Origin of the sequence: Rheinheimera soli (assembly GCF_021290985.1) — a bacterium.
Taxonomy (GTDB): domain Bacteria; phylum Pseudomonadota; class Gammaproteobacteria; order Enterobacterales; family Alteromonadaceae; genus Pararheinheimera; species Pararheinheimera soli.
Genome location: NZ_JAJOYU010000026.1, coordinates 1 through 24301, shown reverse-complemented (window position 1 = coordinate 24301; position 24301 = coordinate 1). Strand labels below are relative to the sequence as shown.

At 46.8% G+C, this 24301-nt stretch carries 28 protein-coding genes; 10 read left to right on the top strand and 18 right to left on the bottom strand.

What is annotated here, in order from left to right; genetic code table 11:
• Positions 1-20 precede the first annotated feature (20 nt).
• On the top strand, positions 21-1775 hold the full coding sequence (locus LSG37_RS16065) for a S41 family peptidase (protein WP_233080824.1): 1755 nt from the start codon (positions 21-23) through the stop codon (positions 1773-1775).
• 3 nt (positions 1776-1778) lie between these two features.
• Here the strand turns inward: LSG37_RS16065 and LSG37_RS16060 are convergent, their stop codons facing one another.
• The 7 genes from LSG37_RS16060 to LSG37_RS16030 form a co-directional block, all read right to left on the bottom strand.
• Positions 1779-2138 (bottom strand): VOC family protein, encoded by a 360-nt coding sequence (locus LSG37_RS16060; protein WP_233080823.1) that lies wholly within the window; start codon positions 2136-2138, stop codon positions 1779-1781.
• 18 nt (positions 2139-2156) lie between these two features.
• Entirely contained in the window at positions 2157-2696 is a 540-nt protein-coding gene (locus tag LSG37_RS16055; protein ID WP_233080822.1) for a DUF805 domain-containing protein, read from the bottom strand.
• Between the two features lie 121 nt (positions 2697-2817).
• Positions 2818-3192: a VOC family protein gene (locus LSG37_RS16050; RefSeq protein WP_233080821.1), complete on the bottom strand. Its 375-nt coding sequence runs from the start codon at positions 3190-3192 to the stop codon at positions 2818-2820.
• Positions 3193-3222: 30 nt separating this feature from the next.
• Entirely contained in the window at positions 3223-3654 is a 432-nt protein-coding gene (locus LSG37_RS16045; RefSeq protein ID WP_233080820.1) for a hypothetical protein, read from the bottom strand.
• Between the two features lie 44 nt (positions 3655-3698).
• Complete coding sequence (locus LSG37_RS16040) at positions 3699-4091, bottom strand: hypothetical protein (protein WP_233080819.1); 393 nt, start codon at positions 4089-4091, stop codon at positions 3699-3701.
• Positions 4092-4190: 99 nt separating this feature from the next.
• Positions 4191-5957 (bottom strand): DUF885 domain-containing protein, encoded by a 1767-nt coding sequence (locus LSG37_RS16035; RefSeq protein WP_233080818.1) that lies wholly within the window; start codon positions 5955-5957, stop codon positions 4191-4193.
• Between the two features lie 281 nt (positions 5958-6238).
• Positions 6239-6580 carry a hypothetical protein gene (locus tag LSG37_RS16030; protein ID WP_233080817.1) on the bottom strand — a complete coding sequence of 114 codons (342 nt, stop codon included), beginning with the start codon at positions 6578-6580 and terminating at the stop codon, positions 6239-6241.
• Between the two features lie 262 nt (positions 6581-6842).
• On the opposite strand from LSG37_RS16030, the gene LSG37_RS16025 reads away from it, so the two are divergent.
• Positions 6843-7070, top strand: a complete 228-nt coding sequence (locus LSG37_RS16025; protein ID WP_233080816.1) for a type II toxin -antitoxin system TacA 1-like antitoxin — start codon at positions 6843-6845, stop codon at positions 7068-7070.
• A 30-nt stretch (positions 7071-7100) separates the two neighbouring features.
• On the opposite strand, the gene arsJ is transcribed toward LSG37_RS16025, so the two are convergent.
• From arsJ to LSG37_RS15990, 7 genes are all read right to left on the bottom strand, one after another.
• Positions 7101-8324, bottom strand: coding sequence for an organoarsenical effux MFS transporter ArsJ (arsJ, locus tag LSG37_RS16020; RefSeq protein WP_233080815.1), 1224 nt, complete (start codon positions 8322-8324; stop codon positions 7101-7103).
• Positions 8325-8363: 39 nt separating this feature from the next.
• Entirely contained in the window at positions 8364-9377 is a 1014-nt protein-coding gene (locus LSG37_RS16015) for an ArsJ-associated glyceraldehyde-3-phosphate dehydrogenase (protein WP_233080814.1), read from the bottom strand.
• 26 nt (positions 9378-9403) lie between these two features.
• Positions 9404-9904, bottom strand: a complete 501-nt coding sequence (locus tag LSG37_RS16010; protein WP_233080813.1) for a phosphatase domain-containing putative toxin — start codon at positions 9902-9904, stop codon at positions 9404-9406.
• Positions 9901-10950, bottom strand: a complete 1050-nt coding sequence (arsB, locus tag LSG37_RS16005) for an ACR3 family arsenite efflux transporter (protein WP_233080812.1) — start codon at positions 10948-10950, stop codon at positions 9901-9903. Before arsB ends, LSG37_RS16010 begins: the two co-directional genes overlap by 4 nt.
• Before the next feature lie 29 nt (positions 10951-10979).
• Positions 10980-11456: an arsenate reductase ArsC gene (locus tag LSG37_RS16000; protein ID WP_233080811.1), complete on the bottom strand. Its 477-nt coding sequence runs from the start codon at positions 11454-11456 to the stop codon at positions 10980-10982.
• Positions 11457-11528: 72 nt separating this feature from the next.
• Positions 11529-11876 (bottom strand): metalloregulator ArsR/SmtB family transcription factor, encoded by a 348-nt coding sequence (locus LSG37_RS15995; RefSeq protein WP_233080810.1) that lies wholly within the window; start codon positions 11874-11876, stop codon positions 11529-11531.
• On the bottom strand, positions 11876-12313 hold the full coding sequence (locus LSG37_RS15990) for an arsenate reductase ArsC (RefSeq protein WP_233080809.1): 438 nt from the start codon (positions 12311-12313) through the stop codon (positions 11876-11878). The genes LSG37_RS15995 and LSG37_RS15990 overlap by 1 nt, the downstream gene beginning before the upstream one ends.
• 168 nt (positions 12314-12481) lie before the next feature.
• Between LSG37_RS15990 and LSG37_RS15985 the strand changes: the two genes are divergently transcribed.
• The 5 genes from LSG37_RS15985 to LSG37_RS15965 all read left to right on the top strand — a co-directional run bounded on the left by LSG37_RS15985 (position 12482) and on the right by LSG37_RS15965 (position 16741).
• On the top strand, positions 12482-12865 hold the full coding sequence (locus tag LSG37_RS15985; protein ID WP_233080808.1) for an ArsR/SmtB family transcription factor: 384 nt from the start codon (positions 12482-12484) through the stop codon (positions 12863-12865).
• Between the two features lie 23 nt (positions 12866-12888).
• Positions 12889-13599: an arsenical resistance protein ArsH gene (arsH, locus tag LSG37_RS15980; protein WP_233080807.1), complete on the top strand. Its 711-nt coding sequence runs from the start codon at positions 12889-12891 to the stop codon at positions 13597-13599.
• Positions 13600-13630: 31 nt separating this feature from the next.
• Positions 13631-14692: an ArsO family NAD(P)H-dependent flavin-containing monooxygenase gene (locus LSG37_RS15975; protein WP_233080806.1), complete on the top strand. Its 1062-nt coding sequence runs from the start codon at positions 13631-13633 to the stop codon at positions 14690-14692.
• 80 nt (positions 14693-14772) lie between these two features.
• Complete coding sequence (locus LSG37_RS15970) at positions 14773-15315, top strand: PH domain-containing protein (RefSeq protein ID WP_233080805.1); 543 nt, start codon at positions 14773-14775, stop codon at positions 15313-15315.
• Positions 15302-16741 carry a PH domain-containing protein gene (locus LSG37_RS15965; protein ID WP_233080804.1) on the top strand — a complete coding sequence of 480 codons (1440 nt, stop codon included), beginning with the start codon at positions 15302-15304 and terminating at the stop codon, positions 16739-16741. Before LSG37_RS15970 ends, LSG37_RS15965 begins: the two co-directional genes overlap by 14 nt.
• A gap of 15 nt (positions 16742-16756) precedes the next feature.
• Here the strand turns inward: LSG37_RS15965 and LSG37_RS15960 are convergent, their stop codons facing one another.
• Together LSG37_RS15960 and LSG37_RS15955 are read right to left on the bottom strand one after the other, a co-directional pair.
• Positions 16757-16993: a DUF3303 domain-containing protein gene (locus LSG37_RS15960; protein WP_233080803.1), complete on the bottom strand. Its 237-nt coding sequence runs from the start codon at positions 16991-16993 to the stop codon at positions 16757-16759.
• 87 nt (positions 16994-17080) lie between these two features.
• A complete protein-coding gene (locus LSG37_RS15955) occupies positions 17081-17485 on the bottom strand; it encodes a DUF1801 domain-containing protein (RefSeq protein ID WP_233080802.1) in 405 nt (134 codons plus the stop codon).
• Between the two features lie 310 nt (positions 17486-17795).
• Here LSG37_RS15955 and LSG37_RS15950 point away from each other — a divergent pair, with 310 nt between their 5' ends.
• The 3 genes from LSG37_RS15950 (at position 17796) to LSG37_RS21440 (ending at position 21572) form a co-directional block, all read left to right on the top strand.
• A complete protein-coding gene (locus tag LSG37_RS15950) occupies positions 17796-18803 on the top strand; it encodes a Fe(3+) ABC transporter substrate-binding protein (RefSeq protein ID WP_233080801.1) in 1008 nt (335 codons plus the stop codon).
• A gap of 102 nt (positions 18804-18905) precedes the next feature.
• A complete protein-coding gene (locus LSG37_RS15945; RefSeq protein ID WP_233080800.1) occupies positions 18906-20537 on the top strand; it encodes an ABC transporter permease in 1632 nt (543 codons plus the stop codon).
• Entirely contained in the window at positions 20538-21572 is a 1035-nt protein-coding gene (locus tag LSG37_RS21440; protein ID WP_366515568.1) for an ABC transporter ATP-binding protein, read from the top strand.
• 14 nt (positions 21573-21586) lie between these two features.
• On the opposite strand, the gene LSG37_RS15930 is transcribed toward LSG37_RS21440, so the two are convergent.
• On the bottom strand, positions 21587-22309 hold the full coding sequence (locus LSG37_RS15930) for a substrate-binding periplasmic protein (RefSeq protein WP_233080799.1): 723 nt from the start codon (positions 22307-22309) through the stop codon (positions 21587-21589).
• 115 nt (positions 22310-22424) lie between these two features.
• The gene (locus LSG37_RS15925; RefSeq protein ID WP_233080798.1) at positions 22425-24044 is read right to left on the bottom strand and encodes a methyl-accepting chemotaxis protein; all 1620 of its coding nucleotides are present in this window, start codon (positions 24042-24044) and stop codon (positions 22425-22427) included.
• Positions 24045-24301 lie beyond the last annotated feature (257 nt).

Below are 24301 nucleotides of genomic sequence, written 5' to 3'. Positions count from 1 at the left end.
CAGCAATAAAGAGTGAGTCGATGAAATCTTTTTACGCCTTTTTACTTGTACTTCTGTGTTGTCAGCTACCTCTGGTGCAGGCTTCGTCTAAAGCAACCAGTACTACAAACACAGCTATCGGCTTTTATCCTGGCCAGAATTATCCGGCTGATCCTGTCAGTTATTTGAAGATGAGAGAGTTGGCTATGCAAGGGGCAAAAAAAGCTGAATGGTCTGCCGTTTTGCCACTTTTAGAAAACATAACCCGGCAGTACAGCGATGATGGTGATAGCTGGTTTTTATTGGGCCATGCTTATTTACAGACCAAGCAGTACCAAAAGGCGATTTCCGCCTTTAAGCGTGTCCTGCAACTGGGCACTATTTTGACAGGTGTAAAATCGGCTTCGGCACCGTCAAACGATATTATGGTGAAAATTGCAGAAAGTTACGCAGCACTGAAGGATTCGGCTAATGCAATGCTGTGGCTGAATAAAGCTTTGCAGGCGCGTTGGGATGATCGTAAATCGCTGATCAATAAAGCTGCTTTTGCAAATCTGTCGGACCTGACTGAATTTCACAATATCACGGGGGAGTTTAGGCAGCCGAATCTCACATCGGCAGAACGATGGCAGGCCGATCTGGATTTTCTGTTAAGTGAAATCGAACGCTTGCATGTAAACCCCTATCACCACATCAGCAAAGCTCAACTGCTACAGCATGTGAATTTGATTAAAAAAGACATACCTCAACTTAGCGATCCACAAGTGGTGTTTCGTTTTATGCAGTTGTTGGGTTCTTTGGGCAACGACCATAATTTTATCGTGCCTACTGCTGCCAAAACCGCCTCTTTAGCCAGGCTGCCGCTGCAGTTTTATTGGTTTGCTGACGGTGTTTATGTAGTGCAGGCGACTGAGCCGTATCAGCATTTAGTGGGGTTGAGATTACTTAAAGTAGCTGAAACCCCTGTTGACCAGGTGTTGGTGAAACTTGCCAGTGTCAATGCCAGAGACAATGAAATGCAGCAGTTATGGTTAGGCCCTTATTACCTGGGTTTACCAGATGTATTAGCTGGGGTAGGGGTAGTTAAAAAAGCAGAAAATGTGTCGCTGACTTTTACCACAACAACAGGCCAACACAGCAGTGTTAAGCTGACAGCTGAACCTTTTAGCTTCAGCGGTTTTCCTACCTTACCGCCGTTAACGCAAGCAGATAATCCGTTGTATTTGCAAAACAAAAGCCTCAACTATTGGTATAAAACTGACAAGGTAAATAACTATTTATATCTGCAATTTAATGCTGTGGCGCAAGACAAATCTCAATCGCTTGAAGCTTTTAGTACTGAAGTTCGGCAGCAACTGGCGAAAAGCGAAGTCGAAAATCTGGTACTTGATCTGCGACATAATAGTGGTGGCAATGGCTCTATTTTGCCGCCATTAACCCGGGCTTTAATTCATTTTAAAGAGCAGCGTGCAGAGGCAAAACTTTTTGTGATTGTCGGCAGAAACACTTTTTCAGCCGCCCACTTATTGCTGGCTGATTTAAACCGGCTGACTGACGCTATTATTGTTGGTGAACCCAGTGGCAGCAAGCCTAATCATCTGGGGGAAGCGGGCTGGTTTCAATTACCCTACAGCGGTGTAGTTGGAATTATCTCTTCTCAATACCATCAGGCGTCAAAAGCTGAGGACCATAGAATTTGGGTGGCTCCTCAGCTGCCAGTCACTTTAGATTCTAAGCAGTATTTTTCGGGCAGGGACCCGGCTATGGAAGCTATTGTGAAGCTGATTAAATCCTGAGGTTTACACCTGACTTTCAGACCAAACCGCAAATTCATTGCCGCTGGGTTCGGTAAAGTGGAAACGGCAGCCGCCCGGGAAGTCAAAAATGGCTTTGATGATACTGCCGCCATGTTGCTGTACTTTGGCTAAAGTGGCCTTAATATCTGCACTGTAAAATACCAATAAAGCGGCGCCTGTTGCACTGGTGGAGCTTTGTTCTGAACGGAAAAATCCGCCATCCAGGCCTTGATCGGAAAAGGCGACATAATCCGGGCCATAGTCGACAAAGCTCCAGTTAAAGGCCGCGCTGAAAAATGTTTTGGTGGCGGCTAAATCTTTGGCTGGGAATTCGACGTAGTTTAATTTTCCATCTTGATTCATAGGTGCTTTTCCTTATTTTCAAATACTGCCCGTGTTTTGTTCTGCTAATTTGGCTGGTTGAGCCATGAAATACCAGACCACCACCACACCAAAAGGCACCAGATACATCAGTTGCCACCAGACACTTTGCCCGGCGTCATTTAATCTGCGCGAACCTACGGCTAAAAAAGGCACCAGCATAAGCACAGTGACAAATGTTCTTAAAGTAGGGCTGATAATTTCGGCCAGAGCACTGACCAGCAGTACAAAAACTAAAAACCACCCGTATTGATAACGACTGGCTGTGCCGGAAAAATCTGCGAACTGCAGAAAACAATCTTTGATCACTACAAGTGGATTGGGCGCTTCAACTTCCGAAGTTTCACTGTTTAGGATCAGGACGCTGGCATCCACAACAAATACCGCCGCTAATGCCCGCACTGATTCAATGGATGCGTTACCTGTATTTTCCAGCCGCTGAATAGTGCGCAGGTTCAGGCCACAGGCTGCTGCCAGTTGCTCTTGTGACCACTGTTTGTCGGCTCTTAGTTTTTTAATCAGTTCTGCATTAATTTTCATGGTTTGAATACTTTGAATTTACCCATAGACGCAAAGATAACCTAAACAACGGCTACAGGTTACGGCAATACCACGACAGCTTTACGACAGCAGCTTAGCAGTGCCTTTGCTGCTGATCTTTTCAGCGCTTTTCTTCCATCAGGCCAATCAGGTTACCGTCCGGGTCTTTCAGAAAACCAATCCATAGCTGATGATCCGGCATTTGTGCTGCAAATTGTGGTGCTCTTTCAGCAAAAGCGCCACGCTGCAGCGTTGTCGCATAAAACTGTTCTATATCTGTTGTTTTAAAATAAGGGATAGAGTTTTTGCCAATCTCACCAGCACCTTGTGGCTGGCTCAGCATCAGACGGGTGTCGCCACATTGAACAAAGGCCAGCTGTTCGGTCGGAGCAAACAGAAACTGCAGCCCAAGCACCTGAGTATAAAATGGCAGCGCAAGCTGCACATCTTTGACAGTGATGGCAAGCTGAGCTAATCCAATGATTTTATGTTCCACAACCAGCTCCTGTTCTTTGTTTTAACCTTGTCACCATTGGGTTCTTTCTGGCTGGATCCGCCGCGCAAGCAAAATACCCAGCCATGCCATTGGCAGATAAGCCACCACCAAATCCAGTGCAATAAACCAGGTTGGAGCTGGGATCATAAAACTTGCTGCTATGCCGCCACAAAGAAAAAAGAGACCAATCACATAAGCAAAGCGGCTTTTATGACTGGCAGCTGTGAGGTAAGCGACCAAAGCGCCAGTCAAAGTACCAAGGGCATGGGCCAGAAAAGGCATAATAAAATGTTTGGGTTGAAATAAGTCGATGCCCAAACTCAGGCTTTCGGTGTTCGTTACATCAACGCCAGCAGGTGGAGGAATAAGCATAGGGCTGATACTGATAAGCGCCATATTCACAGCAGCGCCCACTATTACACCTAAAAGGATGGCGGCCAGATTTCTAACCAGATTAAGCATGATGATGCTCCACTGAGGTTTATTTAGCATTTAAGTTAGATGAGTTATTGCTGCTGATCAATTAGATGCCCAACTGCGGCATAAATCAAAGCTACAGCTAAGACGACTGAAACCACACCTATTAAACGGAAATAGTTTTTACAACGTTGAGCCGATTGCACTGCAAACTTTTTATGTAAGCTGGCAGGGGTTAAAGCTAAGCCAGCGCCAACTAATAACAACACTAAACCTATGACTTGAAATAGCAAAGGGAACTGAGTGTCTGCGGCATAAGCCATAAAAATGCCACCGGCAATCAGTCTGCTGATTATTTCAAAAGGATGAAAATAAGGCTGCTCGCTAAAGCTGATAATACCTTGGGCAAAGGCATCTGGCTTGAACAGCATCATCAGGCTAAAGAGCAACATCAGCAGGCCAAAAGCAGTAATCAAATACATCAAAGTGCTCCGCTGGCCGCGGTATTTTCCGTCATGGTGTTACTCATCCTAAAACTCTTCGTCAAAGGATAAGCTATCACAGTTGCCGCCGCTCAGAACTTACTGAGCAGCAGCCGTTGCAATAAAGCGATCCATTTCTGCTTCCAGAATTTCCAGTGGCAATGCGCCATTGGCTAACAGCGCATCATGAAAAGCGCGCAGGTCAAATTGCTTACCCAGTTTTTGTTCTGCTTTGGCGCGCAATTGGCGAATTTTAATCTCACCCATCTTGTACGACAGCGCCTGACCCGGCCATGAAATATATCTGTCTACTTCGGCTCTCACATTGGCTTGTGACAAAGAGGTGTTGTCGGACAGGTAATCCAGCGCCTGCTGACGGCTCCAGCCTTGGGAGTGAATACCTGTGTCTATCACTAAACGGCAAGCGCGCCACATTTCATAACTCAGGCGGCCAAATTGCTGATAGGCATTGTCATACACACCCATTTCCACACCTAGCCGTTCTGCATATAAACCCCAGCCTTCGCCATAGGCGCTTAAATACAGGTTACGGCGAAATTGCGGCACATTTTCCAGCTCTTGTGACAAAGCGTTTTGCAAATGATGGCCAGGTACAGATTCGTGCAACGTTAAGGCTACCAGTTCGTATAGAGGACGTTGGTCCAGCGAGTCGGTATTCAGCCAATAAGCGCCGCCACGGATGCCACCAATAGCTGCAGGGTTATAAGAGGCAGTAGTGTAGTTGGGTGCTATTTCGGCGGGCACAGGCACTACGCCATAAGGCAGACGTGGCAAGTTGCCGAAAAACTCCGGCAGCCGGTAATCAATACGTTTGGCGATATAGGAGGCTTCTTTTAATAGTTCCAGCGGTGTTTTGGCATAAAACTGCGGATCGGTGCGCAGAAACTGAGTGAAATCGCTGAAGCTGCCTTTAAAACCAGTTTCTTTAATCAGTGCATCCATTTCGCTGCGGATACGTTTTACTTCGGCCAGGCCAGTTTTGTGGATTTCTGCCGGGTCCATGTCCAAAGTGACATAAGTATTGATGGTATGGCGGTAATAGGCTTTACCTTGTGGCAATTGTTCTGCCGCCAGACTTTCTGTTGCGGCCTGCATATAGTCGCCTTCAAGGAAGTCGGCTAAGCGGGCGAAGGCTGGTAAAGCTGTTTGCTGAATGGCTTTCTTTGCAGCACTTTGTAATTGCTGTTGCTCACTTTTGGAAAATGCTGCCGGTAGTGTTTTAAAAGGTTCGTACAGGCTGCTTTGGGTTGGGTCGCTATAAACCTGAGCACGCACTGTTGGGGCTATGCCCTGAACCACAATTTTTGGTAATACAAAGCTGTCTTTAATACCAGTGCGCATATTGGCAATGTTCTCGTCAAAGTAGCGGCCAAAGTCATTGATGCGGGCTATATAATCCTGATAATCCGCTACTTTGGGCATAGACAGGCCATTGCTGGCATCCAAAGCTGAGCTCCAGAAACTGTAAAAGGTATTGGCCGGAATGCGGTCAAGGAACAGCTTATTGGACTGGATCGAATTACGCAGTACCCAGCCTAGTAATTGATGATTGACTCTGTCTGAGTCTGTCAGTTGTTGTGGTTCAATGGCTTGCAGACGTTGCAGCAATGCTTGTTCAGCCTTCAGCCGACGAGCGCGGTCTTTGGCTGTAACACCAGGCAGACGGTTGTTGTAACCAGCCAGCCCCATCCGGCCCGCACTGACTGGGTCTTCCTGCAGGCTATATTGCCAATGGTCGTTGATGACTTTTTGCAGTTGCTCTGTCGCAGTGGCGGCTAAAGCGGCTGGCGCCAGCCACAACAGAATGAGAGTAAAAAAAGACAATAATTTGCGGGACCTTAACACGGGGTTTCTCCAGACTGATCAATAAGCTGAGTTCTATATCCTCACCTTAGCATGACCCCTTTATCTGTTGGCAACTTCTAACCCGCGATTTAAACGTCTGAGCGCATTCTGATCGGACTATGTGCCTTTTTATTTTTCGCAGACACAGGTCTGAAAGCTACAGTATCCTTAAGTTCCAGGACAGGAATCTATTTCCATAAATTCATAAACCTGATAACTGAGGAAAGATCTTTAACCAAAATACAGTACCGGTAAATATGACCAAAGCGCGCCGTCAGGATTTAAATTTTGTTGTGTTTCACAATGTCTTTAATTGCTGTACGCGCAGAAAACTCACTTTCTTTTCCGGTACTGAACATGACTGCAAATCCTTGACTGGTTCCTCCAGCGGATCCTGATCCTCTAGCAATGTTTTTTACTCTAAAGGAAACGACATCTCCTGGAATTGGCCAGTCTGTGCTTTCGCAGTACTGTTTATATAAATTATGTAGCATGTCAAACTCGGCACCTTGGATAATTGTTTCCTGATCTCGCCAGAGTTTGTCTCTGATATCATAAAAGTACTTTTCAGCGTCTGCTTGGCTGTTAAATACTTTTCCCAATATAGTGATCTGATTTGCCATGGATAGCTCCAGTATTTATGGTTTATCTTGTTAATTTGCCAGAAAGTAACCATTTTGATTAAGAAAGGCTTTCTGTTCTGAATATATCAATTCTCAATGTAGCGGGCATTACGTTACTGAACAAGGTTTAAGGTTCTGCGCAACAAGCTAATATTCTTACAATGCGATTCTTACTATTTATTTTTTGAGTCGTGATTAACAAATTAAGCTTAAAAGAACCCATAATTGGGTATTCCGCTTCTTAAATAAAAATATGGCTTATATGAAAAAAAACGCTCCTATTTCATTGAAGGTAATCATGACTGGTGATCTTGGAATTAATTCTGTTGTTCTTAATCAAGAGATCTGCAATGACAACCTAGTTATTGATTCTGAAAGAGCACTATCTCTTTCAGAAAGGGATGCAATATTGTTAATCGAGGCGTTGGATAAACAGCCAAAAGCCAATGCAAAGTTACAAGCTGCGTTTATTAACTATCGGCGTGGTTAGCCCCTCTACAGTTGAAACACTACGTCTTGGTTAAACTTTCTGTACCTCTTTCGCCTTTGGCAAAAAACACGATAAAACCACTGTGGCCAGAATAAAACCGCTGGACCAGACCAGGCAGGCTTCTAAGCCCTGGGTTTGATACAAATAGCCTGACAATACAGTACCAATTAAGCGGCCCATGGCGTTGGCCATGTAATAAAAGCCGACGTCCAGTGACACACCATCGGCTTTGGCGTAACTGACAATCAGATAGCTGTGCAAGGACGAATTCACCGCAAAGACAGCGCCAAACAATAGCAATACAGAGACTAACAGCGTTTCAGTTGGGAAGGGCAGGGGGAGGAGTTTGGCCAGCACTGCTGGGATCAGACAAAGTGCAAAAGCCCAGCCCACAGCAGCCCAACGCCCCGGTACTTTGCCAGAGCGCTTGCCAGTCCTCTTTATTCCTGTTATCTGGGGCGCTAAACTTTGCACCAGACCATAACCAATAATCCACAGTGCCAGAAAAGTGCCTATGGCTTGTTGGCTCCAGGCCAGTTGCTGAGCTAAAAACAGTGGTAGTGCTATCACAAACCATAAATCGCGCGCGCCAAATAAAAATAAACGCGCCCCGGATAACAAATTAATAGGGCCACTTTTCGACAGCATGTCTTTAAATTTAGGTTTGTAACTGCTTTTGCCTAAATCCTTTTTCAGCAGCACTAAACTCAGCAACCAAACCAGAGCTAAAGCGCCAGCCATGACTGCCACAGCAGCTTGGAAACCCAATTGAGTTAATAAAAAACCGCCAATAAAAAAGCCAACCCCTTTGAGTGCGTTTTTTGAACCTGTCAGCACAGCTACCCATTGATACAGTTTGCTTTGTGAATCCTGCGGCACCAATAATTTAATCGAGCTTTTGGCGCTCATTTTATTTAAGTCTTTGGCAACGCCAGATAAGGCTTGAGCGGCCATCACCCAAGGCACTATGAGCCACTCTGCAGGAACCAATAACATCGACAGCGCTGCTATTTGTAAAAACAGTCCGATATTCATGGTTTTATTTAAACCAATACGAGCGCCCAGCCAGCCACCAAAGAGGTTAGTCAGCACACCAAACAACTCGTAAAACACAAATAACGAGGCGATTTCTAAAGGGCTGTAGCCCAGTTTATAAAAATGCAGCAGCACCAGCATACGCAAAGCGCCGTCTGTCAGGGTAAAAGCCCAGTAGTTGCCTGTGACTACCATATATTGCTTCAGTGCTGTCTGCATTTTACTTTTCCTGTTTGCTAAGAACCCAAGTACCCTTGTTTAAGCTTTGTCGGATAAACCAACTAATTTCGCTAACTCCACTGTACGGTTAGCGTAACCCCATTCGTTGTCGTACCAGGCATAAATTTTTACCTGAGTGCCGTTAATCACCATAGTCGATAACGCATCGATAATGCTGGACCGTGGGTCGGTTTTATAATCCACTGAGACCAAAGGCCGCTCTTCGTAACCCAGAATATCTTTCAGCTCTTGCTCCGAAGCTGCTTTTAATAAGGCGTTTACTTCTTCAGCCGTGGTGGCGCGTTCTACTTCAAATACGCAGTCGGTTAAAGACGCGTTGGCCAGCGGCACCCGCACTGCATGACCATTTAAGCGGCCTTTTAGCTCAGGGAATATTTCGGTAATAGCAGTAGCTGAACCTGTGGTGGTTGGAATTAAGCTGCTGCCACAAGCGCGGGCGCGGCGTAAGTCTTTATGCGGTGTATCGAGAATAGACTGGGTATTGGTTAAGTCGTGAATAGTGGTGATAGAGCCATGTTTGATCCCCAGCTTTTCGTGGATCACTTTGACTACAGGCGCCAGACAGTTGGTGGTGCAACTGGCCGCTGTGACTATTTTATGCACTGCAGCATCAAACAACTGATGATTGACACCCATCACCACGTTTAATACGCCGGCTTCTTTCACAGGAGCGCTGACGACCACACGTTTTACGCCTTGATCTAAATAGGCCTGCAGCTGGGCTGAACTTTTCATTTTGCCCGAGCATTCGATGACGACATCGCAACCTGACCAATTAGTGTCATTGATGGCTTTATTGTGCGTGACCGCAATACGCTGGCCTTTGATAATAACGGTATTGCCTTCAGCTTCGGCCTGATTTAACCAGCGGCCATGCACTGAGTCGAAATTCAGTAAATGGGCAAAAGTAGCAGCGTCACCAGCCGGGTCGTTGATTTGCACAAATTCAAATTCTGGCCAGTCAAAAGCGGCACGTAGTGCTAAACGACCAATACGGCCAAAACCATTAATACCTACTTTAATTTTTTGCATGCTCTGTGTCTCCGCTAAAAATTCGGTTAGGCCGATTGTTCGGCAAGGCTTTGAAAATATGCCTGATGTGGGGCTAAGGTCAGTGCGTAAGGCCGCAAAGCCTGCACTAAGGCTTGAGTTTCCACTTTGCTGTAACCCAGTTCCAGCAACAGCTGAGCTGCAACTAAACCTGTACGGCCCGAGCCACCTTTGCAATGAATAGCCACTATGCCACCCTCTTGTAACAGCGGCAGTACTACGGCGACAACGGCTGGCCAGTTCTGCTGAAAGTCCTGCTCTGGGGCATGATCATCGGCGATAGGCAATTGAAACCATTGAATGCCAGCTTCTGCACAAAGCTCTGGCAGTTGTTCTGCATTATTCAGCTGCATTTCGGTTGTTGGCATCAGGGTTAACAACACCTGGGTACCAGCTGCTTTTAATTGCTGCACTGAGCTGGCTAAATCCACGCCTTTGGTACCAGGGCAAGGTGTAAAGATGATACCGCCGCCTTGGGCCAGCGCTAATAAATCAAATGGATGTGTCATGCTTGAGTGTCCTTTGACGGGCTTGAAGTTGTTGGAAAATAACGGCGGGTTTTATTGGCATACCACACCAGCGATAACATCACAGGCACTTCCACCAGCACACCGACTACTGTGGCTAAAGCAGCGCCTGAATGCAGGCCAAATAACGAAATAGCCACAGCGACCGCCAATTCAAAAAAGTTAGATGCGCCTATCATGCTGGCTGGGGCTGCTATGTTGTGAGGTAATTTCATTCGGCAGGCACTGTAATAACTCAAAGCAAAAATGCCGTAAGTTTGCAGTAGCAGCGGAATAGCGATCAGCACTATGGCGACAGGTTGGCTTAATATGGTCGGGGCCTGCAAACCAAACAGCAGTACTACTGTGGCCAGTAAACCCAATACAGACCAGGGTTTGATGCGAGCCAAAAACTCTGGCAAAGCATTTGGGTTGGGGCTTTGTTGCAGTTTTTTTCGGGTCACTACACCAGCCACTAAAGGCAACACTACATACAAAAGTACAGATAACACCAAAGTGGGCCAGGGGACGCTAATATCCGAAACGCCCAGCAGCAGCGCAGTAATAGGAGCAAAAGCAAACACCATGATCAGATCGTTCACTGACACTTGTACCAGGGTGTAATTGGCGTCCCCTTTGGTCAGTTGGCTCCAAACAAACACCATGGCAGTGCAGGGCGCAACGCCGAGTAAAATCATACCTGCTATATATTCAGTGGCGGTTTGCGCGTCCACCCAGTCGGCAAACAACAGGCGGAAAAACAACCAGCCGAGTAAAGCCATGGTAAAAGGTTTAATCAGCCAGTTCACCACCAACGTCAGCATTAAACCCTTGGGTTCGCGGCCCACTTGTTTGATGGCAGAAAAATCAATTTGCACCATCATGGGGTATATCATCACCCAAATAAACACAGCGATAACGAGGTTCACACTGGCATATTCCAATGTGGCTACTGCATTAAACAGCTCTGGGATCAATGAACCCAAAGCCACACCCAACAGAATACAAAGCCCAACCCAGACCGATAAATAGCGTTCAAATAATCCCATTATTAAGCCTCTGGTTTGAAACGTGTGATTTATAAAGGATAAGAAAGTGCGATAGTTGCAACGGCTGACGGATCAGGCTGTTTCAGTTGAATAAGCGCTTCACACCTTTTGATCAGTACATCAAACAATAAGTTAAATTCGCTATCAATTTGCGCTGGGGAAAGACCGGCCCTGGTTGGGTCTGGTAAACCCCAATGGCCTTTGACTGCGCGACCAAACCAGACGGGGCAGGACTCACCTGCCGCCTGATCACACACAGTAATCACCAGATCCGGATTAAAATCTGTTAAATGATCCCAGCTTTTACTTTGCAGATTTTTTGTATCAACCGACCATTGCGACAGGTACTGCAAAGTTAAAGGATGAACAAAACCTCGTGGAGAACTGCCTGCACTGGCAACCATAACAGCGCTGTTATCACCTTGCTGCACAACCAGATGCCGGGTAATAGCCTCGGCCAGAATGCTGCGACAGGAATTGTGGGTACATAAAAACAGAATATTCATAGTTACCTTTGGCGTTTAAATAACAGTGTGTCACTGGTGGTGATTCGCCTTTCACACCCAATTAGCCTGATGCTAAGGGCAGCAGGCTGCTGCTCGTTCTGGTCTGTCGCCCATGGAACAGAGACTGCTCATTAAGGGCTGGACCAGAGCTGTATTTTGTTCAAGGGTGTGAGTAATGTTTTGTTTCGCCCAGTCCGGAAGGGCTGGATTAATACGGTAAAACACCCATTGACCTTGTCTGCGGTCGAGCAAAACCTGCGATTTTCGTAGCATGGCCAGATGGCGTGATATTTTCGGCTGGGTTTCGTTCAGTGCTGTGGTCAGTTCACAGACACAAAGCTCCCCTTCCTGTGCAATCAAAAGAACGGAATGCAGGCGGGTTTCATCTGCCAGTAATTTAAAAAACTCCAATGGCTGCATTAACTTACTCTCTGCTCTTTATTCAAAATGTCTTTGTCATAAAGCAGCACAAACATTTTGATACGTTCACTCAGCTCATGCATTGTGGTGTCATAGGTTTTATCTGAAGCACCAAGTTTAGGATCGGGGAAATCCCACGCCATGGTTTTTTTAGCATTAAGTCCATCAGCACATTCGAGTTTTGCTTTGCTGCAAAGGATAATGGCGTAATCAATAGACAGCCCTGCAAACTCATCCAGTGATTTTGAGCGAAGTCCTGCTACAGACAAGCCATGACGTTTAATTGCTTCCAGTGCCCGGAGATCGGGTTGTTGCGGCGATGTTCCCGCGCTTGCCACTTCAAAACGATCGCCAAAGCTATGTTTTGCAATGGCTTCAGCCATCAATGAGCGTGCTGAATTCTCAGTACAGATGAAGATCAAATGTGGTTTAGACATCATATGCTCCTGTAGGATATGCGTTGGATCATATATATGTTTTTTCGTATGTCAAATGATTGTTTTGTGGATGCCGCCTGGTTTTTCTCGACAGTTACTATTTGACAGCGGGCAAAATGAAGCTTATCGTTCGTTAATCGTCGATTAACGATAATGGTGGTTTTTAGCTTGAACACAATACAAAAATCAACGGCAGAGCAGGCATCAAATGAAGAGTTAGCTGCTATAGCAAAAGCTTTGGCCCATCCAGCCCGTATACAAATAGTGCGCTTGTTATTAAGCCGCAGCAGTTGTATCGGTGGTGAAATTACTCACGAATTAGCTTTGGCTCAATCTACTGTGTCTGAGCACCTGCGTATTCTTAAAACGGCGGGCATTGTGGTGGGAGAAATTGAGCATCCACGCATTTGTTATTCCTTGAGTATTCAAAGCCTGCAGTCGCTGATCCAGTTTTTGTCTGCTATTGGGCAGCAGTATCAAAGCGAAAATCTGACAGACGGGCTTTGTTGCCCATTACAAAAATCTGCAGAACAGTTTGGCAGTTGTAGCTAAAACCTGAATAAAAAGAGAGAGTGATGAGTAATCTACCCAATATTAAGCAGGGTGTGTTTGCCTTGCCATCCAATCAACAGCTGTTTGCTGATAAGCCTGCTGAGCATAAACCCCGCATTCTGTTGCTGTATGGCTCGCTGCGCGAACGCTCTTTTAGCCGCTTAGCTGCGGAAGAAGCTGCATTAATACTGCAGGAGATGGGCGCTGAAACAAAAATTTTTGATCCCAGAGGTTTGCCTTTACCTGATGCTGAAGATGCAACCCATCCGAAAGTAGTGGAGCTGCGTGAATTAACTCAGTGGTGTGAAGGTATGGTCTGGAGTTCGCCAGAACGTCATGGCGCTATGACCAGTGTGATGAAAGCTCAGATTGACTGGATCCCGTTATCCATAGGTGCAGTTCGGCCAACTCAAGGCAAAACGCTGGCGCTGATGCAAGTCTGTGGTGGCTCTCAGTCTTTTAATACCGTGAACCAAATGCGTATTCTCGGGCGCTGGATGCGGATGCTGACCATCCCCAATCAATCTTCAGTGGCAAAAGCTTTTATGGAGTTTGATGACAACAACAGAATGAAGCCGTCACCTTATTACGATCGTATTGTCGATGTGATGGAGGAACTGATGAAGTTCACCTTGTTGACGCGAGATCGCAGTGACTACTTAACCAACCGGTATTCAGAGCGAAAAGAATCTGCAGAAGAACTGATGGCGCGGGTGAATCAAACCGCGATTTAACCAACTGGTTTTAAAGGAAGTGGAGCAGTGGATGGCGACTAAGATATTTGATGTAGTAATTATCGGCGGTGGGCAGGCGGCTTTGTCGGCTGGCTATTATCTGCGAAGGGCCAGTCTGGACTTTATTATTCTGGATAATCAGGCCAACGCCGGTGGTGCCTGGAATCACACCTGGCCTTCTTTGCGTTTATTTTCGCCTGCCCTGTTCAGCTCCTTACCCGGTACTTTATTTTCTACAAGCAAAACAGAAAACTACCCACACAGGGATGAAGTTGTCGCTTATCTGGAGCGTTACGAAAAACACTATCAGTTGCCGGTTTATCGCCCTCATCAGGTCAAAACTGTAGTGCATGATGTGCAACATAATTGTCTAAAAATCAGTGATGGCAAGTACAGCTGGTTAGCTAAAACGCTGATCAGCGCCACTGGCAACTGGAGTCATCCTGTTATTCCCGCGATGGCTGGCGCACAGATCTTTTCGGGAGAGCAATGCCATTCTGCGTTTTATAAGGGGCCAGAACACTATAGCGGTAAAACAGTGCTGGTAGTGGGGGGCGGAAACTCTGGCGCACAGATTTTTGCTGAGCTGGATGAAGCGGCAACAGCACTGTGGGTGACCAGAGAAGAACCTAAATTTTTGCCTGATGAAGTAGATGGCAGAGTATTGTTTGAACGCGCAACGGCGAGGATCACAGGCCAGGCCACAGATCAGCCTGTGGGCGGTATAGGCGATATTGTCATGGTGCCTCCGGTGAAAGCCGCCAGAGAGCGTGGTGTATTACGCACTAAACCTATGTTTAGTCACTTTACCGAAACTGGCGTGGTATGGCAGGACGGCACAGAACAAGCTGTTGATGCAGTGGTCTGGTGTACTGGTTTTCAGCCTGAGCTTAGCCATCTTGCTGCTTTAGATATTCTGGAACAAAACGGTAAAGTACTGGTGCAGGATGGTCAATCAGTCAAGGAGCCGCGAGTCTGGTGTTTTGGTTACGGCGATTGGGCAAGCCCGGGTTCTGCAACCCTGATAGGTGCAGGCCGGAGTGCCAGAGACAATATCCCTAAGCTGGTGGAATTTATCAAAAACAGCTTATAAATGAATATTTACAATAGAGGTTCGCCTTGCTCGATGCCTTTGCGCTATGCTGGCGCAACTAAGAATAAGGAGGCTTTGCCATGACCAATCAACTGCTTGATGCCGGGTTTCTGGACGACCAATGTTTGTCCGGTCCTTTGCCTGATCAGTGGTTGTTGTTGCCTGCAAAGGCGTTAACCAAAAGGCGCTGGCGCTGGTTGCTGACTTTACTGGTTGTGGTGGTCTCATTACTTATTACACAGTGGTGGTGGAGCTCAGACTGGCCATTTTTGTTATTGCAACTCTGTTGGGGCCTGACAGGACTGGTATTTCTGGCCAGTTGGTTCTGGTTACCACTGGACATCCGGCACACGCGATTTTTATTGCGCACAGAGGATTTTTTACTGCAATCCGGCGTGTTCTGGCGCAAAGCTGCGCTGATCCCGTTGCATAGGGTGCAGCATGTCACTATCAGCCAGGGACCACTGCAAAAACGTTTTGCTCTGGCCACTCTGAAAGTCTATACAGCAGGCGGTTTGGATGCGGAAGCAGCGCTGGCTGATATCGACTATGGCGTAGCACAGGCGCTGAGTGAGCAGCTTAGTCTGTTGATCCCGCGCGGAGATGCTGATGCTGAACACTGAGATGCCAGAACAGCCTGCCACAGCTGAAAATTGGCAGCGCAGTTCCATCTGGGCACTAGTGCCGCTGCTGGTAAAAGCTGTGGAGCAATGGATTGCTGTGATCATTGGTGGTGCTTATTTGATTTTCAGTGGTAGCTTTCAGACTTATGCTCCCTATTGGATCTCGGCGTTGGCACTGTTGGTTCTGGGCAGTGCGTTGCTGAGTTGGCGCTACACCCAGTTTCGGGTGTCGAGCCAGGGTATAGAATTACGGCGCGGTTTGCTGCAAAAAGAACATTTGCTGTTGGCGCAATCGCGTATTCAGGAGCTACAAGTTCAGCAACCTTTTTACTTCCGGCCGCTGCAGCTTTTTACAGTGAGTCTGGATAGTGCTGGTAGTCAGCAACAAGAGTTTTATCTGACTGGCGTGACGTCACAGCAACTTGCTTTGTTGCAAGGGGATGTGCAGGTTGAGCAGACAGTGCCTTCCACGCCATTTTTTCGGATCTGGCTTGCGACCTTATACAACAAACATTTGTGGTTGCCTTTGGTGGCTGTCTTGGGCGCGGCACAGTCGCAATTGGACGATGAGCTGTTTGAACGCCTGTTTGCGCAGGGCCGTGAGGTGTTGCAACAATCTGGGTTGCAGCAAAGCTTTGAACTGCAACTAGTGGTCAGTCTGAGTGCACTGCTGCTGGTTGGGTTGGTGTTGCTGCTGATGACCTTGATTTGGCTCTATCCTCAGCGGTTTTTACGCGATGAGCGGCAATTACAGCTGATCCAGGGGGCTTTGCTGAAAAAGTCGCAGCGGATCAAAGCAAAACGAGTGCAAATGCTCACAGTCCGGCAGCCCTGGCTGGCCCGTGTTTTTGGTCATTTCTCACTGGTTTTTCATGGCTTTACTAATTCTCAGGAACAGAGCAGTAAGTTTGTGTTGTTGGGGCAAACTGGCGATGACATTAATCAGCAATTACGGGCACAGCAGCTTTTAGCTTTGTCTGACATTCAGCAGTTGCCCTTGCAGCGTTATGTGCCTGCTTATTTCCAACGCTTATTGTTGATCAGGGGCATTATTGCTGTATTACTGAGTTTGCTCTTTGTTGTTCTGTGGCAAACCGGAGTTGTCGCTTTCAGCACTGGTGCTCTGGTGCTACTTGCTGCCGTATTGTGGCTGCTGACTGATCTGTGGGCCTACCGTCGTTGGCATGGATTCTGTGTGCAGGATCAGGTGTTGTACTTGTGGCATGGTGGCCTTGGCCAGTTCTGGCAGGTACTGCCGCTGCGGCAGGTACAAAAAGTACAGCTAGTGCAATCCTTGTTTTTCCATCGGCAGCACCTGGTGCAGGTTCAATTCAGTACGGCCAATGGCACAGTAACGCTGGCCGCTATTCCCAATCAGCAAGCGCAGGATTTATATGATCAGGTGCTGAAATTAAAGCCTGAGTGACTTCCGATATCTGAATTAATCGAGCGGCACTAATTCAAAATCAACAAAGTCGTCCCATTTCTTAAACCACTGATAAAAAAGCTCACTATCATTGGATTCCATCAGTTGGTAGCAGACATTCAGCTCCCTATTGACCCAGGAATTCAAATAATGCAGACCCTCAGGGAACATACGACCCTGGCTGTTATATCTTTCATAATTAGCTTCGATACAACCAGGTTTAAACTTCTCAATAACCATGTATTTTTTCATTTCTGAGATCCTTTGTGCTTAAGCGCAGTAAAACAGCGATGAGCTGCTTTTTGACAGTGTTTGTTAGTAGCTAATGAAGAGCAGTTATCAGGCCCCAAGTAGCGGAAGGTGTTTCAGGCTATGGTATTTCAATGCCAGCTGCAGGCAATGGCTCAATGGTCCTTCATTTATTGCAGCATTTAACGGCAGCATTATTGCTCTGTGTCCTTCATAGCTAAATTCATCCCGGTATATTTCTCTGAAGGTTTCGACCAGACTAGTTTGGCAATGAAAATAGATGTGTATCACAGCCGGGGTTTTTGCTTTCCAGTCTATTCGGATTGTGCTGCCACCTTTGACCAGGTAGCTGGCTTCACCCCACTTAAGGCTTTCTTCCACTTTGCCCAAGGCATTTTCTGCTGCCACAGCAAAAATCAGGCCGCGCACATATTCAAGCTGCCTTTGCGCCTCTAAAGGGTAGGTGGCAAATTTTGCTTGTATTTCAGGTGCCATACCAGCTCCGGATAAATAACAAATAGATCGCTAACAAATAACAGCAGTTTGTCTGGGCTTGCCAGCTTAAGCGTCCAAATTAGAGTAGTTTTCCTGCATCAGCAACAAATTGCAGCTCAATTTGTGCCAACTCTTGTTACAAGCTGTGTCTGCATATAGTCCGCTCCATGCGTATAAATAACGAATTCAGCGGGTACGGTTTAACCCTTTAAAGCGACAATTTGCAGCAAAATTGCTTTTGTTATTTGAGAATAGTTCTTGTTTGTGGCTATACTGCGGCAACTTTCAGTGAACCTCAACGGAGTATCCGATGAAATTGTGGCAAAAATCTTTAGTTGCAGTGGCTTTGTCTGCAGCTGCTTTAGCTCAGGCAGCAGAAGTGAATGTGTATTCTGGCCGTCAGGAAGAACTGATCAAGCCAATGCTGGATAAATTCAGCAAAGAAACAGGTATTAAAGTAAACCTGATCACCGGTAAGCCGGATGAACTGATCAGCCGGATGCAAAGTGAAGGCCGTAACAGCCCGGCTGACGTATTGATCAGCACTGACGTAGGTCGTTTATACCGTGCTGAAACTCAGGGCTTGTTTCAGGCTGTGGATTCTAAGTTGTTGACCGATGCTATTCCGGCCAGCTTACGCCACCCACAGCAACAGTGGTTTGGTTTAACTATGCGCGCCCGCCCAGTGATGTATGTACCGGGTAAAGTAAAACCAGAGCAGTTAAGCACAGTTGAAGATTTGGCTGACCCAAAATGGAAAGGTAAAATTTGCATCCGCTCTTCTGACAATATTTATAACCAGTCGATGGTTGCTGCTTTAATCGCTCAGCTGGGTGAAGAAAAAACTCAGGCCTGGGCCAATGGTTTTGTCAAAAACTTCGCTCAGCCACCTAAAGGTGGTGACCGCGATCAGATCAAAGCAGCTGCTGCTGGTGTTTGTGATATCGCCATTGCCAACACCTATTATTTAGGTGGTATGTTTGATGATGCTAATGATAAAGCCGCCGCTGAAGCTGTGAAGGTATTCTGGCCAAATCAGCAAGACCGTGGCGCTCATATCAATATTTCTGGCGCTGGTGTGGCTAAATATGCACCAAATAAAACTGAAGCAGTGAAGTTGCTGGAATATATGGTGAAACCTGAAGCACAAAGCTGGTACGCTGAAGTGAACCACGAGTACCCTGTAGTGCAGGGTGTAAAGTGGAGCCAACGACTTGAATCTTTTGGGCAATTTAAGGCAGACCAGTTACAATTGTCGACCTTAGGCGAACTGAATGCTAAGGCTATTCAGGTGATGGACAAAGCAGGCTGGAAGTGATTTTAGCCTGAGTACCCATTTTGCTACTGATAGAAGGGCGACCATTAAGGTCGCCCCTACGTTTTCTTAGAGTAACGTTTTTTTGAGAAGGACAACTTTCGTTTGACGAGCCCGTTATTCAGCCGGACTGTAACAGTATTTGCCTTGCTATTGGCTGTGCCCGTGCTGGTCGTGCTTGGATCTTTGCTCACTCCTCAGCCCGAACTTTGGGCGCATTTGCTTGATACAGTGCTGGCCGACTATGTCACTAACTCCCTGCTATTGGCTTTGGGTGTGGGCGTGCTAAGCGCTGGCATAGGTACTTTAATGGCCTGGACTGTTGCGCGTTATCAGTTCGTCGGTCGCTCTGTGGTGCAGTGGTTATTGTTGCTGCCTATGGCGATACCTGCCTACATTATGGCGTACAGCTATACAGGTTTATTAGATTTTGCCGGTCCTGTGCAAAGCCAGCTGCGGCTCTGGTTTGACTGGTCGTACGGCGATTATTATTTTCCGGAAATCCGCTCTTTGCCTGGCGCTATTCTGATGTTGTCGCTGGTGCTTTATCCTTATGTTTATATGCTGGCTCGCACTGCTTTTCGCCAGCAATCCAGCTCATTACTTGAAGCCAGCCGCACTTTAGGTTTAACGCCACGTCAGCATTTCTGGAAAGTGGCTTTGCCTGTGGCTCGCCCAGCTATATTAACCGGAGCAGCGCTGGCGATGATGGAAGCTCTGGCCGACTATGGCACTGTGCAGTATTTTGGTGTCACCACTTTTACGACTGGTATTTTCCGTACCTGGTTTGGGATGGGCAATCAGCTTGGCGCTGCGCAATTGTCGGCGCTGTTGTGTAGTTTTGTGTTGTTACTGCTCTATCTGGAGCAGTGGTCCAGACGCAAACTGAAGTTTTATCAGCAAGGCCAAAAACAGCAGGAACCCACCCGTCAGCCACTGACAGGTGTAGCAGGATTAGCTTTGTTGTTGCTGTGTTTATTGCCTGTACTTTTAGGTTTTGTCTTGCCAGCGTTGCAGCTGCTAGGCTGGGCCAGTGACAGGTTAAATCAGTTATTCTCGCCTGACTTTATTCAGCTTTTAATTAATAGCTTTTCTCTTGCGGCCTTAACAGCTTTAGTCACTGCCAGCCTGGCCTTGTGTTTTGCTTATGCCAAACGTTTATCCGGCCACTGGTCATTAGCTTTGCCTGTACGTATCGCTTCAATGGGCTACGCCTTGCCCGGCACAGTGATAGCTATAGGTGTGATGTTGCCGCTGGCGGCTTTGGATAATTCCATTGATCTGTGGGCCGAGCAGCAATTTGGCATTCGCACTGGTTTATTGTTGTCCGGCACTTTAGTGGCGCTGGTGCTGGCTTATACGGTGCGTTTTATTGCTGTAGCTTTGCATAGTGTCGAAGCTGGCCTGATGCAGATTACGCCTTCGATGGACAACGCCGCCCGCAGTTTAGGCGAAAGCCCAGTTGGGGTGTTAAAGCGTGTGCATTTGCCGTTATTGCGGGCGTCGGTATTGAGTGCTTTATTGTTGGTGTTTGTTGACGTGTTAAAAGAGTTACCAGCCACTTTATTATTGCGGCCTTTTAACTTTAATACTTTGTCGGTACGTACTTACGAGCTGGCTTCAGATGAGCGGCTGGCCGATGCGGCTTTGCCAGCCCTTGCCATAGTACTGATAGGTTTAATTCCGGTGATCCTGCTGTCCCGTGCTTTGGATCGTTCAAACAGAGGTGCCAAGTAAATGCTGGTATTAGAACAGGTCTCCATAGCTTATGGCCCGGCCACTGTGGTCAAAGATGTCAGCTTAACGTTGCAACAAGGCCAGATAGGCTGTTTGTTAGGGCCGTCAGGTTGCGGTAAAACCAGTTTATTACGAGCTATTGCAGGTTTTGAACCTGTGCAAACAGGATCCGTTGCATTGGCTGGTGTAGTTCTGTCAAAGCCTGATCAGTTGATTAATCCCGAGCAGCGCCGTATTGGTATGGTATTTCAGGACTTTGCGCTCTTTCCACACCTGACAGTGGCGCAAAATATAGCTTTTGGTGTGAAGAAAAAGCCAAAAGCACAGCAGCAACAAATAGTGGCAGATCTTTTGGCTTTAGTCGGTTTGCCCACTCTCGGCGATCGTTATGTGCATCAGCTCTCTGGTGGTCAGCAGCAGCGGGTGGCTTTAGCCCGTGCATTAGCGCCAGAGCCCGAAGTCTTGCTATTGGATGAGCCTTTTTCCGGCTTAGATGCAGACTTACGTGAAGCTTTGGCACAGGATATTCGTGGCATTATCAAACAGCGTGGCATCAGTGCTTTGATGGTGACTCATGATCAGTTTGAAGCTTTTGCGATGGCCGATCAGATAGGCGTGATGCAACATGGCAAACTGCAGCAGTGGGGCAGTGCCTATGAGTTGTACCATCAGCCTGCTAACAGATTTGTTGCTGACTTTGTTGGTCACGGCGCTTTGTTAAAAGGCGAAGTATTGGCAGACCATCAGGTGTACACAGCTTTAGGTGTCTTTACCCAAACAGAATCGGAATTTACATCGGGTGCAACTGTGGATCTGTTGGTCAGGCCGGACGATATAGTGCATGACGACGAAAGTGGTTTTACCGCCAAAGTGGTAGGGAAGTCGTTTCGTGGTTCGCATATTTTGTATAGTCTGGAATTAGAAGGGGCAGAGCAGGTGTATTGTTTAGCACCGAGCCATCACGACCATCAGCTGCAAAGTCGCATTGGTATTAAGCTGGAGCTGGATCATCTGGTGTTGTTTCAACGGCTATGAAAACGGTGCTGTTATTAATAAACAGGTTGTAACAGCTCCAGTCTGCGTTGCTGCTTGAGTTGTTGTAAGCCTTGTTCAAACTTGCGCTGCATTCGCTCTGAGTCCGGATGTGCTTTTGAAAATGCAAGGTACATAGGCCGGGCTTCTACTATAGGGCCTGTCGAGCTAAGCTGAGCACTGTATTCGGAAAGTTCTGTGCTGAGTAAATATTCTGCAACCATTTGTTCGCAAATCACCAAATCTACCCGACCCAAGGCCAGCATTTTTAACGATTCCAGATCAGTGCTTACTTCTACCCATTCAAAAGGCAGAGTTTTTATGGCTTGAGGGTAGCTGTAGCCACGAACTACGCCTAATCGCAAAGGCGTTTTGGCCAGTTGGTCCAGTTCGGTAAACCTGATGGGTTTTGTGCTGCTGTGGTAAAACTTCATGTAATTGGTGTAAAGCGGCGTAGGGTAATGCAGATAGCTGGTTCTTTCACTATCAAACCAGACACTAATAAGAGCCACAGCTTCGCCCTGCCTGGCTTGAAGTAAAGCGCGGGGCCAGGGTAAAAATTCTATCTGTATTTCCTGCTGCTGAGTGGCAAAAATCTCCCTGATCAGTTCAATGGCATAACCCTGATTGGGCAGTTGTTCGCCGTTGTGAGGCACAAACTCACTGCTGACAATACGTAATGGTTCAGCTGGCAAAGAAAAACTCAGCAAAAACAAACTCAGCTGAATCAGACGCTTCATTCTGTACTTGCCTTGTTAATGCTAATACATTGATTGTTAGCAAAAAGAAGCAATAAAAGCAATCTGCTTTACCTGCTTCTTCCTGCGTACAACCCTCAGCAGAGTCTCTGCTGTTTTACAATGTAAAACGTGATACGGCGCTATTTAGTCCGTTAGATAAATTCCGAAGCTCGTGTGCTACCTCGCTGTTATGGCGGGTGGCTTCACTGTTTTGCGCTGACATAGTGGCAATACGTTCAATATGGCCTGCCACTTCGTTACTGGCTGAATTTTGCTCGTGCAATGACAGTGAAATCGACTCAATCACGCTGACCACCTGTTGAAAGCTGTGCTGGATAATATCAATAGCCTGTCCTGCCTGTCCGGCCAGTTCTACCCCCATATTCACCTGCTCCACACCAGTACTCATCTGGCCTACAGCATCCACAGTACCATTCAGTATGACGTCAATCATGCCGGAAATTTCAGTAGTGGACTGAGTGGTGCGCTGCGCCAGTAAACGTACTTCATCTGCAACTACCGCAAAACCACGGCCTTGTTCACCAGCCCGCGCTGCTTCAATGGCGGCGTTCAGTGCCAGTAAGTTAGTTTGATCAGCTATGCCTTTGATCACATTGACAATAGAAGATATTTGCTCGGATTGTTTACCCAGCTCTTCAATGCGGCCTGAGGCTGAACGCACTACTTGGGCAATACGTTCCATACTGGCCACTGTGTCATTAATCACTTTGCTGCTTTGTTGTGCTTGCTGGCCTGATTTACCTGCAATGGTTTGAGCTTCGCTGGCATTGGCAGAAACAGAATCGATACTGACACTGAGTTCTTCCACTGCGGCTGCAATAGATGAAGAGGCTCGTGATTGTTCTTCAGCTGAGGCTGAAAGTTGTTCAGTCGTGCTGGCAACGGTGGAGCTGGCGCCGCTTAAATCTGCCGCTGCGGTTTTGATCTGGCTCATCAATTGATGTAACTGAGTTTGCATTTTGCCTAAAGCCAGCAGCAATTCAGCCACTTCATCGCCGCCACTGCTGTCGATTGTATTGTTTAGTTTGCCGCTGGCCACTGCGGAGACTAAATCTTTGGCCACTTGCAGACGGTTTTGTAAGGTATTTTTTAAGTACAAGGCGATCAGAGCGCTGAATACTAAAATAACCAGACCGCCAATAATTAAGGTCGCGAAAACAAAATTTTTGGCTTCTGCTGCCTCCTGACTGCGACTCTCCAGCAAATCACGTTCACGTTGCTGCAAAGTGTCCATATGCAGACGAAGTTGTTCCATAAACTCTCTGCCAACCCCAGTGCGTATAAACTCGCGCACTGCCTGGCGTGCTGTGGTATCTGTACCTGCTGCTTTCATCTGGCTGATGCTTGGGTCAATAGCTTGAGTTAGCCAATCGGTATACAGGCCTTGAATAGTTTTTAAACTTTGTTGTTGTGCCGGGTTATCCGCAGTTTTTTGCAGTAAATCTTTTAATTCTGTTTCCACTCCGGTTTTGCCGAGGTGATAAGGCTGCAATGAGCTTTCATCGCCGGTAATAATAAAACCACGCTGTCCTGATTCTATATTCACTAAATCTTCAGACAACCTGTTGGTGGTGCGGATCACTTCAAAGGTATGGTTATTCAACTCTACAGCTTGCTGCATTTTAGTTAGTTGATTTAACGTAATTAAGGTAGATAAAGTCACCAAAGCCACAATAGCAGCAAAAGCAAAAACAAGTTTTCTAACCAGAGTCATGGTTCACCTCAGTGGGTTAATAATGGTGGGATTTGAGCCAAGGCCCGCTGCTGTAAAGTACTCATTACAGGCCTACGATAAATATCTGAACTAGATCAGTTGTTTGTTAGTGAAATTTATACAGGATCGGCACAAATGCGGCAAGACTTTATCGATTTAGGTTGGGTGGCTAAAACACAGGTTTTAGCTGCGGTCAGATATACAGAGCACACAAAGTGTAGGAGTAATGATTTGATTAAATTGCACTGTTTTTTTAT